This is a genomic window from Pseudomonas sp. S2_H01 (assembly GCF_054668305.1).
Window position 1 is genome coordinate 2,521,593 of sequence record NZ_CP162756.1, and the last position, 15,526, is coordinate 2,537,118.

At 59.9% G+C, this 15,526-nt stretch carries 15 protein-coding genes; 10 read left to right on the forward strand and 5 right to left on the reverse strand.

Features of this window, described 5'->3' with window-relative positions; genetic code table 11:
• Positions 1-80: 80 nt before the first annotated feature.
• Positions 81-731 (reverse strand): hypothetical protein, encoded by a 651-nt coding sequence (locus AB4N84_RS11195; protein WP_074757516.1) that lies wholly within the window; start codon positions 729-731, stop codon positions 81-83.
• A 418-nt stretch (positions 732-1,149) separates the two neighbouring features.
• Between AB4N84_RS11195 and coxB the strand changes: the two genes are divergently transcribed.
• From coxB to AB4N84_RS11215, 4 genes are all read left to right on the forward strand, one after another.
• Positions 1,150-2,277 carry a cytochrome c oxidase subunit II gene (gene coxB / locus AB4N84_RS11200; RefSeq protein WP_074757519.1) on the forward strand — a complete coding sequence of 376 codons (1,128 nt, stop codon included), beginning with the start codon at positions 1,150-1,152 and terminating at the stop codon, positions 2,275-2,277.
• Positions 2,278-2,455: 178 nt separating this feature from the next.
• Positions 2,456-4,042: a cytochrome c oxidase subunit I gene (gene ctaD / locus AB4N84_RS11205; RefSeq protein WP_074757521.1), complete on the forward strand. Its 1,587-nt coding sequence runs from the start codon at positions 2,456-2,458 to the stop codon at positions 4,040-4,042.
• Between the two features lie 14 nt (positions 4,043-4,056).
• Positions 4,057-4,620: a cytochrome c oxidase assembly protein gene (locus AB4N84_RS11210; protein WP_460046370.1), complete on the forward strand. Its 564-nt coding sequence runs from the start codon at positions 4,057-4,059 to the stop codon at positions 4,618-4,620.
• Between the two features lie 27 nt (positions 4,621-4,647).
• A complete protein-coding gene (locus tag AB4N84_RS11215) occupies positions 4,648-5,532 on the forward strand; it encodes a cytochrome c oxidase subunit 3 (protein ID WP_460046372.1) in 885 nt (294 codons plus the stop codon).
• Positions 5,533-5,723: 191 nt separating this feature from the next.
• Here AB4N84_RS11215 and AB4N84_RS11220 read toward each other — a convergent pair whose 3' ends face one another.
• Complete coding sequence (locus AB4N84_RS11220; RefSeq protein WP_460046374.1) at positions 5,724-5,927, reverse strand: twin transmembrane helix small protein; 204 nt, start codon at positions 5,925-5,927, stop codon at positions 5,724-5,726.
• A gap of 71 nt (positions 5,928-5,998) precedes the next feature.
• Here AB4N84_RS11220 and AB4N84_RS11225 point away from each other — a divergent pair, with 71 nt between their 5' ends.
• The 5 genes from AB4N84_RS11225 (at position 5,999) to AB4N84_RS11245 (ending at position 10,133) form a co-directional block, all read left to right on the forward strand.
• Positions 5,999-6,775, forward strand: coding sequence for an SURF1 family protein (locus tag AB4N84_RS11225; RefSeq protein WP_460046375.1), 777 nt, complete (start codon positions 5,999-6,001; stop codon positions 6,773-6,775).
• Positions 6,741-7,334 (forward strand): hypothetical protein, encoded by a 594-nt coding sequence (locus tag AB4N84_RS11230; protein WP_460046376.1) that lies wholly within the window; start codon positions 6,741-6,743, stop codon positions 7,332-7,334. The genes AB4N84_RS11225 and AB4N84_RS11230 overlap by 35 nt, the downstream gene beginning before the upstream one ends.
• 10 nt (positions 7,335-7,344) lie before the next feature.
• Positions 7,345-8,400, forward strand: a complete 1,056-nt coding sequence (locus AB4N84_RS11235; RefSeq protein WP_460046377.1) for a COX15/CtaA family protein — start codon at positions 7,345-7,347, stop codon at positions 8,398-8,400.
• Between the two features lie 204 nt (positions 8,401-8,604).
• A complete protein-coding gene (gene cyoE / locus AB4N84_RS11240; RefSeq protein WP_460046378.1) occupies positions 8,605-9,504 on the forward strand; it encodes a heme o synthase in 900 nt (299 codons plus the stop codon).
• The gene (locus tag AB4N84_RS11245; protein WP_074757537.1) at positions 9,501-10,133 is read left to right on the forward strand and encodes an SCO family protein; all 633 of its coding nucleotides are present in this window, start codon (positions 9,501-9,503) and stop codon (positions 10,131-10,133) included. Before cyoE ends, AB4N84_RS11245 begins: the two co-directional genes overlap by 4 nt.
• A 179-nt stretch (positions 10,134-10,312) precedes the next feature.
• Here AB4N84_RS11245 and AB4N84_RS11250 read toward each other — a convergent pair whose 3' ends face one another.
• The 3 genes from AB4N84_RS11250 to AB4N84_RS11260 form a co-directional block, all read right to left on the reverse strand.
• Positions 10,313-11,086 carry a MetQ/NlpA family ABC transporter substrate-binding protein gene (locus tag AB4N84_RS11250; RefSeq protein WP_074757539.1) on the reverse strand — a complete coding sequence of 258 codons (774 nt, stop codon included), beginning with the start codon at positions 11,084-11,086 and terminating at the stop codon, positions 10,313-10,315.
• Between the two features lie 66 nt (positions 11,087-11,152).
• Positions 11,153-11,827, reverse strand: a complete 675-nt coding sequence (locus AB4N84_RS11255; protein ID WP_062386400.1) for a methionine ABC transporter permease — start codon at positions 11,825-11,827, stop codon at positions 11,153-11,155.
• Entirely contained in the window at positions 11,827-12,834 is a 1,008-nt protein-coding gene (locus AB4N84_RS11260; protein ID WP_074757541.1) for a methionine ABC transporter ATP-binding protein, read from the reverse strand. The genes AB4N84_RS11255 and AB4N84_RS11260 overlap by 1 nt, the downstream gene beginning before the upstream one ends.
• 404 nt (positions 12,835-13,238) lie before the next feature.
• Here AB4N84_RS11260 and katE point away from each other — a divergent pair, with 404 nt between their 5' ends.
• Positions 13,239-15,398 (forward strand): catalase HPII, encoded by a 2,160-nt coding sequence (katE, locus tag AB4N84_RS11265; RefSeq protein WP_460046379.1) that lies wholly within the window; start codon positions 13,239-13,241, stop codon positions 15,396-15,398.
• Positions 15,399-15,526 lie beyond the last annotated feature (128 nt).

The following is a 15,526-nucleotide window of genomic DNA, read 5'->3' on the forward strand; positions in this document are numbered from 1 at the left end:
ACAGCCGACAAATGTATGTCGACTGTACTGGCCTCTTCGCGGGCAAGCGCGTTCCTACAACGGCGGCTGAGTCGAAGTCATCAATCCTTCGCGCATTCCATCTCAAGCCCCACCCCTAGCTGGCGAGACAAGCTAGGCCAGCGCTTCCATGCCGCTTCGGTATCCGGGCTGGCGAGTTGGTCGCGGTAGGCTTCTACCGACTCCAGCGAGAAACTGTCCTCGTCCAGCAATTCATCAATGGCGTGATGAACCACTTCATCAAGCTGGTTGGCAAAGTCCTCGCCGATCAACTGATGCGCGATGACGCTGGCGACGGTGGTGTTCACCGGGATCAGCGGCTGACCGAAATGCACGATGTACAGGTCGTTGACCTCTTCCACCAGACGATGGGCCAGGTAGGCTTCGTCGAGCAGGCCGTCGAGACCTTCATGACCGGCCATGATCGCCGGCGGCGCGATGAAAAACTGCTCGGCAATTTTCAGCACGGGTTTGATCTGGCTGTCGATCCCGGCTTGCAGCGCGACGTCGTGGGCGGCGTCCAGCAAATCCGGAACCTGCTCGATGTAGGCGATCACAAAACGCGCCAGTACACCTCTGGCATCGACATCGGGCAAATGGATGGCAGGGTGCAAATGGGGAAGTTGCAATTCGAGTTGGCGCAATAACTGACCGGTCTGGGTCTCGTGTTCCTGTGCTCGTTTGATCTGCTCGCGCAACGCGGCGGTGTTCATGGATGCTCCATAAGGCAATAAAACCAGGCAGTCATTATAGGGAAGTCATACGTTAGCTTGCTTATCAACTGCGCTAAGACGTAATTGTCATAACCATTTCATGGTTATGTGCATCCGCTATTAAAAGGCCACTTTTTGCCGTTTCAGGCCGTTTTTTTTCAGTAAATGCGCGTGCGTATAGCTGGGTTTCGCGGATTCTCCAGCGCATTGCGGACGCATTGCCCGTGTCTATACTCGGATTTGTGATGAGTTGGCTGATGAAACTGGAATGTGACGCAGGCTTGGCCCCGGTCCTCTAGCTGCTTACTTGACCGCTCCCTCGCCCGCACAGGCATTTGTGAAGACATTGCGCACGGCATTGTCTTCACCCGCCTGAAATGACTGCCGGCAGATAAGAAGAACAAGAGGGGAACCCGCAATGATGCGACATCCACATGTCTGGATGGGCCTCCTGTTGTGGTCGATATTCGGTCAGGCACATGCCGCTTGGACCACGAATATGGCACCTGGAGCGACCGAGGTAAGTCACGAAGTTTTCGACCTGCACATGACCATTTTCTGGATATGTGTGGTGATCGGGATCATCGTGTTCGGCGCGATGTTCTGGTCGATGATCGTACATCGGCGCTCAACCGGGCAGGTTGCCGCCAAATTCCATGAAAGCACCACGGTGGAAATTCTCTGGACCGTCGTGCCTTTGTTGATTCTGGTCGTCATGGCTATCCCTGCGACCAAGACCCTGATCCAAATGTACGACAACACTGAATCGGGTCTGGATATCCAGATCACCGGTTACCAGTGGAAGTGGCAGTACAAATACCTGGGTCAGGACGTCGAGTTCTTCAGCAACCTGGCCACTCCGGCCGATCAGATCCACAACAAGGAAGCCAAAGGCGAGCACTACCTGCTTGAGGTGGATCAGCCGTTGGTGGTGCCTGTGGGTGTGAAAATCCGCTTTCTGGTGACCGCCGCCGACGTCATTCACTCCTGGTGGGTGCCTGCATTCGCGGTCAAGCGCGACGCCATTCCCGGGTTCGTCAATGAGGCCTGGACCCGGATCGAAAAGCCCGGGATCTATCGCGGCCAGTGTACGGAGCTGTGTGGCAAGGATCACGGCTTCATGCCGATCGTGGTCGAGGCCAAGACGCAGGCCGATTACGACACCTGGCTGGCCGAGCGCAAGGCTGAATCCGCGAAGCTCAAGGAGCTGACCAGCAAGGAATGGACGCTTGAAGAGCTGGTTGCCCAAGGCGACAAGGTCTACCACACGGCCTGTGTGGCCTGTCACCAGGCCGAAGGTCAGGGTCTGCCACCGATGTTCCCGGCGCTCAAAGGCTCAAAAACCGTGTTGGGCCCGAAAGAAGAACACCTCGCCACCGTATTCAACGGCCGCGCGGGCACAGCGATGGCCGCGTTCGGCAAGCAGCTGTCGGAAGTCGATATCGCTGCCGTCGTCACCTACGAACGCAATGCGTGGGGCAACAACAAGGGCGACATGGTGACCCCGAAAGACGTGCTGGCGCTGAAACAGGCGGCCGCGAAATGAACGCAATGAAACAAGTACGCCGGGAAACCTGTGGGAGCGAATTCATTCGCGAGAGGGCGTTACATCTCACACATATCAATCGGCTGTACCACAGCATCGCGAATGAATTCGCTCCCACAGGGGTGTGTATCTCCACCGGATTCAGAGCTTGGCGCGAGATTTGCGCAGGAGACAGGACATGAGTGCAGTGATTGACGACCATGGCCACGAGGGCCATGCGCATGGTCCGGCCAAGGGCCTGATGCGTTGGGTGCTGACCACCAACCACAAGGACATCGGCACGCTGTACCTGTGGTTCAGCTTCTGCATGTTCCTGCTCGGCGGCTCGTTCGCCATGGTGATCCGTGCCGAACTGTTCCAGCCCGGTCTGCAGATTGTGGAGCCTGCGTTCTTCAACCAGATGACCACCATGCACGGCCTGGTGATGGTGTTCGGTGCGGTGATGCCGGCTTTCGTCGGGTTGGCCAACTGGATGATCCCGCTGATGATCGGCGCGCCGGACATGGCGTTGCCGCGCATGAACAACTTCAGTTTCTGGCTCCTGCCTGCGGCGTTCCTGCTGCTGGTCTCGACCTTGTTCACACCGGGCGGCGGACCCAACTTCGGCTGGACGTTCTACGCCCCGCTCTCCACCACGTATGCGCCGGAAAGCGTCACCTACTTCATCTTCGCCATTCACCTGATGGGGATCAGCTCGATCATGGGGGCGATCAACGTCGTCGCCACCATCCTCAATCTCCGCGCGCCCGGCATGACCCTGATGAAAATGCCGCTGTTCGTCTGGACCTGGCTGATCACGGCGTTCCTGCTGATCGCGGTGATGCCAGTGCTCGCCGGGTGCGTGACCATGATGCTGATGGACATTCACTTTCACACCAGCTTCTTCAGCGCGGCGGGTGGCGGTGACCCGGTGTTGTTCCAGCATGTGTTCTGGTTCTTCGGGCACCCCGAGGTGTACATCATGATCCTGCCGGCATTCGGCGCGGTCAGTTCGATCATTCCTGCGTTCTCGCGCAAGCCGCTGTTTGGCTACACCTCGATGGTCTACGCAACGGCGAGCATCGCGTTCCTGTCGTTTATCGTGTGGGCGCACCACATGTTCGTGGTCGGCATCCCGCTGGTGGGCGAATTGTTCTTCATGTACGCGACCATGCTGATCGCCGTGCCGACCGGCGTGAAGGTGTTCAACTGGGTCAGCACCATGTGGCAGGGCGAACTCACGTTCGAGACGCCGATGCTGTTTGCCGTGGCCTTCGTGATCCTGTTCACCATCGGCGGGTTCTCCGGGCTGATGCTGGCGATTGCGCCGGCCGACTTCCAGTACCAGGACACCTACTTCGTCGTCGCGCATTTCCATTACGTGCTGGTGCCGGGTGCGATCTTCGGCATCTTCGCGTCGGCCTATTACTGGCTGCCGAAATGGACCGGCCACATGTACGACGAAACCCTCGGCAAGCTGCATTTCTGGCTGTCCTTCATCGGCATGAACATGGCGTTCTTCCCGATGCACTTTGTGGGATTGGCCGGGATGCCGCGTCGGGTTCCGGACTACAACCTGCAGTTCGCCGACTTCAACATGGTCTCTTCGATTGGCGCGTTCACCTTCGGCGCTACGCAGATCTTCTTCCTGTTCATCGTGATCAAGACCATCCGTGGCGGCCCGCCAGCCCCGGCCAAACCCTGGGACGGTGCCGAAGGGCTGGAGTGGACGGTGCCTTCGCCTGCGCCGTATCACACCTTCGTGACCCCGCCGGAAGTGAAGTGAGAGAGCGAAGAGAGATGAGCGATACACCGCGTCCGAACAAGCCACTCGTTACCCGCCTGCTCATTCTGGTGGTGGCGATGTTCGCGTTTGGTTTCGCGCTGGTGCCCTTGTACGACGTGATGTGCAAAGCGCTGGGCATCAACGGCAAGACCGGGGATCAGTACACACAGACTCAACAGGTCGATGACAGCCGTCAGGTGCGGGTGCAGTTTCTGGCCACCAACAATGCCGACATGACGTGGGGTTTCTTTCCCAAGGCCGAGGAGCTGACGGTGCACCCTGGGGCCGTCAGCGAAATGCTCTTCGTGGCGCAGAACCCGACCGACAAGCCGATGACGGCGCAGGCAATCCCGAGCATCTCGCCCAGCACCGCCGCCGTGTATTTCCACAAGACCGAATGCTTCTGCTTCACCCAGCAAATGCTGCAACCGGGCGAGCGCATCGAAATGCCGGTGCGCTTCATCGTTGACCGCGACCTGCCCAAGGATGTGAAACACCTGACGCTTGCTTACACGCTGTTCGATATCACCGCTCGCATGCCGCCGGTTATCCGCCCCGTTGCGGCATCAGGCGGTTAGGCCGATAAGGCCGAGGAGATTCAGAAGATGGCAACGCATGAGCATTATTACGTCCCGGCGCAGAGCAAATGGCCGATCATCGCCACGGTTGGCATGTTCATCACCATGTACGGGCTGGGCACCTGGTTCATCGACATGAAGGCGGGCCGTGAATCCCACGGCCCGATTTTCTTCGCGATTGGCGGCCTGATCGTGGCCTACATCATGTTTGGCTGGTTCGGCACGGTGATCAAGGAAAGCCGAGCGGGGCTGTACAGCCCTCAGATGGACAGGTCATTCCGCTGGGGCATGAGCTGGTTCATCTTTTCGGAAGTGATGTTTTTCGTGGCGTTCTTCGGCGCCTTGTTTTACGTGCGCAACATTACCGGGCCTGCGTTAGGTGGCGAAGGTCCGAAGGGCATTGCGCACATGCTGTGGCCGAACTTTCAGTACGTCTGGCCGCTGTTGCACACGCCCGATCCGACACTGTTTCCGCCACCCAAGGAGATCATCGACCCTTGGCATTTGCCGCTGATCAACACGGTGTTGCTGGTCAGCTCGAGCGTCACGGTGACCATCGCTCACCACGCGTTGAAGAAAGGGCATCGGGGGGCGCTGAAACTCTGGCTGGCACTGACCGTCTTGCTGGGCATCGCGTTTTTGATGCTGCAAGCCATGGAGTATCACGAGGCGTACACCGAGCTGGGCCTGACCTTGGGATCGGGCATCTATGGCGCGACCTTCTTCATGCTCACGGGTTTTCACGGCGCCCACGTGACCATCGGCACGATCATTTTGTTTGTGATGTTGATGCGGATCCTGCGCGGCCATTTCGATGCCGAGCATCAGTTCGGTTTCGAGGCCGCGAGCTGGTATTGGCACTTTGTGGACGTGGTGTGGGTGGGATTGTTCGTTTTTGTGTATGTCTTGTGATCGCCGGAAAGTTGGCCTCCCGGAAGCCTGTAGGAGCGTGGCTTGTCCCGCGATCTGCCGCGAAGCGGTAGCGAATCCGGTAAACGCGGTCAGCCTGTGATACCGAGTATGCAGGTTTACGACGGGTTCGTCGGACGCGACCCCGGCGCGATCGCGGGACAAGCCACGCTCCTACAGAGAACGGTGTTGGGTTACCAAGGTGTGTGATAAACCAGCTGCCCGCTGAAATACCCATAGGCAATCAACGCCAGGGTAATGGCGGCACAGGTCACGCGCACGGTCAGGGCTTTGACCAGGCGGGTGGATGACGCCTCGTCCTTGACCAGAAAGAACAGGCCGCTGAACAGACTGATCACCGTGGCGATGAGCATAAAAACAATGGCCGCTTTGAGCATCGGGTCACTCCGGGAGCAAACGCTATGCAAAGGAGTATAGGTGGGGCGCGTCAGCAGGCGCGGGAAGCGTAATGAAGCGCTTTCAGCCCGGCATTGCCCCAACGCTGGTGGTGCTCCTGTTGCTGCCTGTACTGATTTACCTGGGCTTCTGGCAGCTGGGACGCGGTGAAGAAAAACGCCTCATGCTCGCCAACTACGCCGAGCGTCGCGCAGCGCCGCCGATGTCGGCCCAATTATTGCCCTCCACTGCCGATCCCGCCTACCGACGTGTGCAACTGCGCGGCAGCTTCGACGCCGAACACAGCCTGCTGCTGGACAACAGCACCCGCGAGGGCAAGGCCGGTGTTGAGCTGATACAGCCTTTCCATGATCAATCGAGCGGTGTGTGGCTGATGGTCAATCGCGGCTGGCTGCCCTGGCCGGACCGTCGCACGGCTCCTGTTTTCGAGACGCCGACGCAATCGCTGAATCTGGACGCGTGGGTCTACGTATCGCCCGGCGCGACCTTCCAGCTGCATCCCGATGCGCAGAACGGCAGTTGGCCGAAATTGGTCACGGCGATCGATCCCGCCAAGGTCTGGCCTGAACTGAATCGCGAAGGCTTCGCCCATGAACTGCGTCTGGAGGCAGGGCCGGCGGCGTATCGCGCCGACTGGCCGGTCGTTGCGATGGGGCCTGAAAAGCACCTGGGTTACGCCGTGCAATGGTTCGCCATGGCCACCGCGCTGGTTGGGCTTTATCTGTATCTGGGTTTCAACACGACCCGAAAGGCCAAGCGCACAGACACGCACAACAAGAAGAAGGAGAAACCGCATGGGAACCGCGATGAATCCAGCCAGCATGTCTGAAGCCCGTCCGCCGAGAAGCCGGCGTCGCGGTCGTCTTCAGCTGATCCTGGTGTTGCTGGTGGCGCTAGGGCCGATGGTCCTTGCCACCACGATGTACAAATTCAAGTTCTGGGTACCCGACAGCCGCAGCTTTCATGGCGAGTTGATCGGCAATGGCGAAAGCCGCAGCGAACTGGGTGTGCAGTCCGACGAGAAGCGCTGGCAACTGCTGGTCACGGCGCCCGATCGGTGCGACGCCGACTGCCAGCAACTGGTGTACCTGGCGCGGCAAATCCAGATCGGCCTGGGCCGGGATGCTTCTCGAGCCAGCCATGCGCTGACCACCGCCCAGCCGCTGAACCCTGAATACGACGCCAGGCTCACCCGCGAATACCCGCAGTTGCAGCGCTATCCGCTGGACCTCAAGCGCTACCACCGAATGGCGCCGGGTGTGGAGCTGCCCCAACTGTGGATCGTAGATCCGCACGGCAACCTGGTGTTGCGCTATGGCGCGGAGGTCAACGGCAAGGACCTGCTCAACGACCTGCGCCAACTGCTGAAACTGTCGAACATCGGCTAAGGGGGTCATGATGACCAGACCCGGATTTCGTCTCGCACTGTGTGCAACCTTATTGGCGCTGGTGGTTGTGCTCCTCGGCGCCAACACGCGACTGACCCATGCCGGCCTCGGCTGTCCCGACTGGCCGGGCTGCTATGGCTTTATCAGCGTGCCCAAGACCGAGGCGCAACTGGCCCATGCCGAACTGCGCTTCCCGGATGCGCCCGTGGAGGAACACAAAGGCCGCAACGAGATGGTGCATCGTTATTTCGCTGGCGGCCTGGCATTGATGATCATGATGCTGGGTGTTCAGGCCTGGCACCGTCGGCACCTCTCCGATCAACCGGTCGGCCTGCCGCTGTTGCTGCTGGGGGTGGTCTTCGCCCAAGCGGCTTTCGGCATGTGGACGGTGACGCTCAAGTTGTGGCCTCAGGTGGTGACCGCCCATTTGCTGGGCGGTATCACGACGTTAAGTCTTTTGTTCTTGCTGACGGCCCGGCTGAGTGGTGTGTTCACGCCTATGCCACAGGTGAGTCCGCGCTTGCGGCGTCTGGCGGCGGTCGGTCTGGTGCTGGTGGTGGTGCAGATTGCGCTGGGCGGTTGGGTCAGTTCCAACTATGCGGCGATGGCCTGCACCGACCTGCCCACGTGTCAGGGGCAATGGTGGCCCGACGCTGATTTTGCCAACGGCTTTCATCTGACCCAGCACATCGGCCCCAATTACTTGGGTGGCAAGCTCGACAGCACGGCGCGGACCGCGATTCACCTGACCCATCGCATCGGCGCACTGCTGGTGACGTTTTCTTTGCTGATGCTGGCCTGGCAGCTGCGGCGTGCCGGGCTCAAGGGTTTGGCAGGGTTGTTGACGGTGGCGCTGGGTCTGCAGATTGCGTTGGGTGTGAGCAACGTGCTGTTCCATCTTCCGCTGGCCGTAGCCGTCGCGCACAACGCAGGCGGTGCGGTGCTGATGCTGACCATGACCCTCATCAATTACCGAGTCAGGCCGGCATTCGCCGTTTCACGCAGGCACGCACCGAGCTTCTGGCAACACGCGCATGTGCTGCTGCATCTGGGGCCGCATCGTTGAACGACGGACTGTCGACGCTCTCTTGTAGGAGCGTGGCTTGTCCCGCGATCTGTCGCGAAGCGGCAGTAAATACGGTAAATGCGGTGAGTCTGTCACACCGGGTGAGCAGGGTTGACGACGGGGCTCGTCGGACGGGACCCCGGCGCGGTCGTGGGACAAGCCACGCTCCTACATCGTTCGCGTAGTTTCGACAGGAGGAAACACATGACAACCGCAACCGGCGAGCAGCATCGCCAGGCGCTGTGGCGGGACTATCTGGAGCTGACCAAGCCCAAGGTCCTGGTGCTGATGCTGATCACGTCGCTGGTGGGCATGTTCCTCGCCACCCGTGCCGGCGTGCCGTGGGCGGTGCTGCTGTTGGGCAATCTGGGGATCATGCTGTGTGCCGGCGGCGCGGCGGTGGTCAATCATGTGGTCGACCGACGCATTGATGCCTTGATGGCCCGCACGCACAGACGGCCCATCGCCGAAGGGCGTGTTTCACCTGCTGCCGCCCTCACCTTCGCCGCTCTGTTGGCGATCGTCGGTCAGGCGTTGCTGCTGACGTTCACCAACCCGCTGGCCGCCTGGCTGACCCTTGCCTCGCTGCTCGGCTACGCCGTGATCTACACCGGCTTTTTAAAGCGTGCGACACCGCAGAACATCGTTATCGGCGGGCTGGCGGGTGCTGCGCCGCCGCTGCTCGGCTGGGTCGCCGTCACCGGGCACATCAGCGCCGAGCCCTTGCTTCTGGTGCTGATCATCTTCGCCTGGACGCCGCCGCATTTTTGGGCGTTGGCCATCCATCGAAAAGAGGAATACGCCAAGGCCGACATCCCGATGCTGCCGGTCACGCACGGCGAGCGTTATACCAAGCTGCACATCGTGCTCTACACCTGCGTGTTGCTGGCCGTGAGCCTGATGCCGTTCGTGATCAAGATGAGTGGCATGCTTTACCTGATCTGCGCTGGCCTACTGGGGATTCGCTTTCTGCATTGGGCTCTGGTGTTGTACCGTGGCAGCCGGCCGCACGCCGCGATCCACACCTTCAAGTACTCGATCTGGTACTTGCTGCTGCTGTTCATCGCGCTGCTCGTAGATCACTACCTAGTGTTGAATTTATGACCCGAACGCAAAAGACCGTCTTTATTCTCGTGGCCATCGTAGCGGTGGTGTTGGGCCTTACCGTTAACCGTGTGCTGTCGGGCAAGGGTCAGGGCGACCAGACTGCGCTGATCGACGCGGGTGTGATTCTGTTGCCGCAAAGCCGCAATGTGCCAGATCTGAAAATGGTCGACCAGGACGGCCAGCCGGTGTCGCTGGGCTCGTTGAAGGACAAATGGACGCTGCTGTTCTTTGGCTACACCTTCTGCCCGGACATCTGCCCGACCACCCTCGCCCAGCTGCGTCAGATCAAGAGTGAGCTGCCGAAAGAAACCGTCGACAAACTGCGTATCGTGCTGGTCAGCGTCGATCCCAACCGCGATACCCCGCAGCAGCTCAAAACGTATCTGGGTTACTTCGACAAACAGTTCGTGGGCCTGACCGCGCCGGTGGACAGCATCCAGAAACTGGCCAATGCGGTGAGCATTCCGTTTATTCCAGCCGACACCAGCAAGCCCAATTACACGGTCGACCACAGCGGCAACCTCGCCCTCCTCGGTCCGGACGGCACCCAACGCGGTTTCATCCGCGCGCCGTTGAACAACCAGAAGCTGATCGCGCAGTTGCCGGGGTTGGTTGAAAGGAAGTAATGGGGGATTGTTCGCTACACATGGTGTGGCAGATGCCAGACCTGTTTTGATCGTTCCCACGCTCCGCGTGGGCATGCATCTCGTGACGCTCCGCGTCACAGTGGACGCAGAGCGGCCTGATCGGCATTCCCACGCGGAGCGTGGGAATGATCAGTCAAAGCGGTGTCGCGAGGTTCTGATCAGAACGCCGGAACCACTGCCCCTTTGTACTTCTCAAGGATGAACGCTTTGGTTTCCGGGCTGTGCAGCGCGGCAACCAGTTTCTGGATGGCCGGCGAATCCTTGTTGTCTTCGCGGGTGACCAGTATGTTCGCGTACGGCGACTCCTGGCCTTCGATGACCAGCGCGTCCTTGGTCGGATCAAGCTTGGCGGTCAGCGCGTAGTTGGTGTTGATCAGCGCCAGGTCCACCTGAGTCAGCACGCGTGGCAGCGTGGCCGCTTCAAGCTCGCGGAATTTCAACGCTTTCGGGTTCTGCTGCACATCGCTTGGCTTGGCAGTGATGCTGTTCGGGTCTTTCAGGGTGATCAGGCCGGCCTTGACCAGCAGCAGGAGCGCGCGGCCTTCGTTGGTGGCGTCGTTCGGCAGCGCGACGGTCGCACCATCAGGCAGGTCGGCGAGGTTCTTGATCTTGTCCGAGTAGGCACCGAAAGGCTCGACATGAACCTTGGCCACGCTCACCAGATGTGTGCCTTTGCCCTTGTTGAACTCATCCAGGTACGGCTGGTGCTGGAAGAAGTTAGCGTCCATGCGCTTCTGATCGACCTGCACGTTTGGCTGAATGTAGTCGTTGAAGACCTTTACGTTCAGCGTCACGCCTTCTTTGGCCAGCGTCGGTTTGACGAATTCGAGAATCTCGGCGTGCGGCACCGCGGTGGCGGCAACGGTCAGGGTTTCATCGGCGTGGGCGGAAAAGGCAGCCACGGCAGCGAATACGGCCAACAGTTTTTTCATGGGTTCTACTCCTTGAAATGCGCGCGGTGTGGCGCGCACTTGCCGGTCTATGACCGGCGAATTCAATTAACGGTGCGAAAAATGCGCGACCAGTCTGTCGCCCACGGTTTGCAGGATCTGCACCAGCACCAGCAGCAATACGACCGTCACGAACATCACATCGTTCTGGAAGCGCTGGTAGCCGTAGCGAATCGCCAGGTCACCCAGACCGCCGGCACCCACGGCGCCCGCCATCGCGGTGAAGGACACCAGCGCAATCGCCGTCACCGTGATCGCCGCGAGAATGCCCGGACGGGCTTCAGGCAGCAGCGCCTTGACGATGATCTGGCGCGTTGTGGCGCCCATCGCCTGAATCGCTTCGATGATGCCTCGATCCACTTCCCGCAATGCCGTTTCGACCAGGCGTGCGAAGAATGGCGTGGCGCCTGCGATCAGCGGCGGCAGCGTGCCGAGAATCCCCAGCGAGGTGCCGGTGATGATTTCGGTCAGCGGCATCATCACGATCAACAGGATGATGAACGGCAAAGCCCGCAGCATGTTCACGATCAGGCCGACGGTGGCATAGACCGGTTTGTTCTCGAGCAACTGACGCGGCGAGGTGAGGAACATCAGTACGCCGAGCGGAAGGCCCAGCAGCACGGTGAAGGCCAGTGACACGCCAAGCATGATCAGGGTATCGCCGGTGGCAACCCAGATTTCGTACCAGTCGACGTTGGAAAACAGATTGATCAGGGTGTCCATCAGCGCAGGATCTCCATGTGGACGTCAGCCGCGGTGAAGCGGGCGAACGCAGCGTCCATGTCGCCGCCCGTGATGGCCAGCGTCAGTTGCCCGTAGGGAGTGTCCTTGATGCGGTCGATTCGGCCGGCCAGGATGCTGTAGTCCACGCCGGTTTCCCGCGCGACCGTCCCCAGCAGCGGCGCATAGGTCGCTTCGCCCTGGAAGGTCAGGCGCACGATACGGCCCTGAACATGAGCGAAGTCGGTGTTCTGCTCGTTCTCGTCGACCTGTTCGTCTTCCTGGACGAAGCGTCGGGTCGTCGGATGCTTGGGGTGCAGAAACACGTCGGCCACGGGGCCTTGCTCGACGATCACCCCGGCGTCCATCACCGCCACCTGATCACAGACGCGACGGATCACGTCCATCTCGTGAGTGATCAGCACGATGGTGAGCTTCAACTCCCGGTTGATCTCGGCCAGCAATTGCAGGACCGACGCCGTGGTTTGTGGGTCGAGGGCGCTGGTGGCCTCGTCGCACAGCAGGATCTTCGGCTTGGTCGCCAGCGCGCGAGCGATGCCGACGCGCTGTTTCTGGCCGCCGGACAATTGCGCGGGGTACTTTTTGGCGTGGTCGGACAGCCCGACGCGGGCCAGCAGTTCGGCCACTCGCTGATCGATCTGGGCGCGGGACATGTCCCCGGCCAGGGTCAGCGGCATGGCGACGTTATCGGCGACAGTCTTGGACGACAGCAGGTTGAAGTGCTGGAAAATCATCCCGACCTGTCGGCGAAAGCCACGCAGGCCATCGGCATCCAGGGCGGTGACATCGACGTCATCGACCAGAATCTTGCCGCCGCTTGGCGCTTCCAGGCGGTTGATCAGGCGCAACAGGGTGCTTTTACCCGCACCGGAATGGCCGATCAGGCCAAACACCTGGCCGTCTTCGACCCGCAAGCTGGTCGGGTGCAGCGCGGGGATTTCCCTGTCGGCGACCCGATAGGTTTTATGGACGTTTTGAAACTCGATCACTTAGCGAACCTTGTGGGGGCGCGGTAGAAAAAACAGGGTGTGAGGAAAGCTCGAACACACTGCTGGGCGATGCCATTTCGGCCGTTTATCGCCTCGGCTGGATAAACCGGGCGCGCATTTTAGCCTGTCGGGCCAAGGTTGGGCCCAGAATTCTTAGCATTTATTTAGCGGATCACCTGCCGAATGGTCATAACGCCATTTTCGGTTGGCCTGCCCTTGGCTGAAGCAACGTTAGACCAAAGGTCAGAAAAAACACGGAACGGCCATTTTTTCCCTCAGTCACTTAATAAGCGTCGCGATTTCCCGTGTCTTCTGTCCGGGAAATCCTTGCTTAACGAGCTTATTTCGCCTTTCGCCTATGGAAGAACGAGAAAGAGCCGCCTGAACCGAGGAGTTTTAGACTGATGGCTACGAAGAAACCAGCACCTGTAAGTCCGACATCCAAGAGTGACCTGGCCGGCACCGATACGTTGGATCGAGGCAACACGAACGAGAAGCTCGAGAGTCTTGAGCAGTTCCGTTCAGACGCGACCGGTCAGGCCCTGCGCACCAACCAAGGCGTGAAAGTCTCCGACAACCAGAACACGTTAAAGGTCGGCAACCGCGGCCCGTCGCTGCTCGAAGACTTCATCATGCGCGAGAAAATCACGCATTTTGACCATGAGCGCATTCCGGAGCGCATCGTTCACGCACGTGGCACCGCCGCCCATGGTTACTTTCAGAGCTACGAGAACCATTCAGCGCTGAGCAAAGCCGAATTCCTGCGTGATCCGGGGAAGAAAACCCCGGTATTCGTGCGCTTCTCCACAGTGCAGGGCCCACGCGGTTCCGGCGACACGGTGCGTGACGTGCGCGGATTTGCGGTCAAATTTTACACAGGCGAAGGCAATTACGACCTGGTCGGCAATAACATGCCCGTGTTCTTCATTCAGGACGCGATCAAGTTTCCAGACTTCGTGCACGCCGTGAAACCCGAGCCGCATAACGAGATCCCCACCGGCGGCTCGGCCCACGACACCTTCTGGGATTTCGTCTCGCTGGTCCCTGAATCCGCGCATATGGTGCTTTGGACGATGTCGGACCGGGCGATTCCGAAAAACCTGCGCAGCATGCAGGGCTTCGGCATTCACACCTTCCGCATGATCAACACCGAGGGTAAATCCTCGTTTGTGAAATTCCATTGGAAACCCAAGTACGGCACCTGCTCGCTGCTCTGGGACGAAGCTCAGAAGCTTGCGGGTAAGGACACGGACTTCCACCGTCGTGACCTGTGGGAGTCCATCGAGTCAGGTGACTATCCAGAGTGGGAACTGGGCGTGCAGATCGTCGCTGAAGAAGACGAGCACAAGTTCGACTTCGACCTGCTCGACCCGACCAAGATCATTCCCGAGGAAATGGTGCCAGTGACGCCGTTGGGCAAAATGGTGCTCAACCGCAACCCGGACAACTATTTTGCCGAAACCGAGCAGGTCGCTTTCTGCCCCGGCCACGTGGTTCCAGGCATCGACTTCTCCAACGACCCGCTGCTGCAGGGCCGGCTGTTTTCCTACACCGATACGCAGATCAGCCGCCTTGGTGGCCCGAACTTCCACGAGATCCCGATCAACCGCCCGGTATCGCCAAACCACAGCGGTCAGCGCGACGCTCAGCATCGCATGACCATCGACAAGGGCCGTGCGTCCTACGAGCCAAACTCCATTGACGGTGGCTGGCCGAAAGAAACACCGGCCGGTCCGCAAGATGGCGGCTTCGAGACGTATCAGGAGCGCGTTGAAGCGCACAAGGTGCGTGAGCGCAGTCCGTCGTTTGGCGATCACTTCTCCCAAGCCACCCTGTTCTTCAATAGCATGAGCGAGCACGAGAAAGAGCACATCATCGCGGCGTACAGCTTCGAGCTTGGCAAAGTCGAGCGCGAGCACATTCGCGCCCGTCAGGTGAATGAGATTCTGGCGAACATCGACATGACCCTCGCCAAGCGGGTCGCCGAGAACCTCGGGTTGCCTGCACCAAAAGGTCCGACCGTCAAACCTCAGAAGACTGGCAAACCGACGGTGGATCAGTCGCCATTGCTGAGTCAGGCCAACCTGCTGCCGGGCGATATTGCCTCACGCAAAGTGGCGATTCTGGTTGCTGACGGCGTGGACGAGAAAGCCGTTGCCGCCATGAAGGCGGCGCTGGAAGCCGAGTCGGCTCATGCCAAGGTGCTTGGGCCAACCTCGGCGCCGGTGAAGACAGCGGGCGGCGGTACATTGGCCGTCGATGCCTCGGCGGAAGGCCTGCCGTCCATCGCGTTCGATGCGGTGTTCATCCCAGGTGGCGCGGCTTCCGTGAAAGCCTTGAGCGGTAACGGCGTGGCGCTGCATTACGTGTTGGAAGCTTACAAGCACCTCAAGGCGATCGCTTATGCCGCAGATGCCAAACAGCTGATCGACACGCTGCACCTGGACCCGGATGCGGGATTGTTGGCGGTCTCGGACAGCAAATCGTTCGACGCCTTCTTCGATGCCATGAAGCAGCATCGTGTTTGGGCGCGGGAGCCGAAGGCCAAGGCGATTCCGGCCTAAGGTCAATCGCGGTGGGCTCATTCACCGCGAAACTGTAGGAGCCGGCTTGCTGGCGAACGCGACCGGTCTGTGACTCATCAGGTGACGGACCCGCCGCTTTTGCCAGCAAGCCGGCTCCTACAAAGCGT

Coding starts and splice junctions, on each gene's coding strand:
- AB4N84_RS11195 (WP_074757516.1), bottom strand. CDS start 731: ATGAACACCGCCGCGTTGCGCGAGCAGATCAAACGAGCACAGGAACAC.
- coxB (WP_074757519.1), top strand. CDS start 1,150: ATGATGCGACATCCACATGTCTGGATGGGCCTCCTGTTGTGGTCGATA.
- ctaD (WP_074757521.1), top strand. CDS start 2,456: ATGAGTGCAGTGATTGACGACCATGGCCACGAGGGCCATGCGCATGGT.
- AB4N84_RS11210 (WP_460046370.1), top strand. CDS start 4,057: ATGAGCGATACACCGCGTCCGAACAAGCCACTCGTTACCCGCCTGCTC.
- AB4N84_RS11215 (WP_460046372.1), top strand. CDS start 4,648: ATGGCAACGCATGAGCATTATTACGTCCCGGCGCAGAGCAAATGGCCG.
- AB4N84_RS11220 (WP_460046374.1), bottom strand. CDS start 5,927: ATGCTCAAAGCGGCCATTGTTTTTATGCTCATCGCCACGGTGATCAGT.
- AB4N84_RS11225 (WP_460046375.1), top strand. CDS start 5,999: ATGAAGCGCTTTCAGCCCGGCATTGCCCCAACGCTGGTGGTGCTCCTG.
- AB4N84_RS11230 (WP_460046376.1), top strand. CDS start 6,741: ATGGGAACCGCGATGAATCCAGCCAGCATGTCTGAAGCCCGTCCGCCG.
- AB4N84_RS11235 (WP_460046377.1), top strand. CDS start 7,345: ATGACCAGACCCGGATTTCGTCTCGCACTGTGTGCAACCTTATTGGCG.
- cyoE (WP_460046378.1), top strand. CDS start 8,605: ATGACAACCGCAACCGGCGAGCAGCATCGCCAGGCGCTGTGGCGGGAC.
- AB4N84_RS11245 (WP_074757537.1), top strand. CDS start 9,501: ATGACCCGAACGCAAAAGACCGTCTTTATTCTCGTGGCCATCGTAGCG.
- AB4N84_RS11250 (WP_074757539.1), bottom strand. CDS start 11,086: ATGAAAAAACTGTTGGCCGTATTCGCTGCCGTGGCTGCCTTTTCCGCC.
- AB4N84_RS11255 (WP_062386400.1), bottom strand. CDS start 11,827: ATGGACACCCTGATCAATCTGTTTTCCAACGTCGACTGGTACGAAATC.
- katE (WP_460046379.1), top strand. CDS start 13,239: ATGGCTACGAAGAAACCAGCACCTGTAAGTCCGACATCCAAGAGTGAC.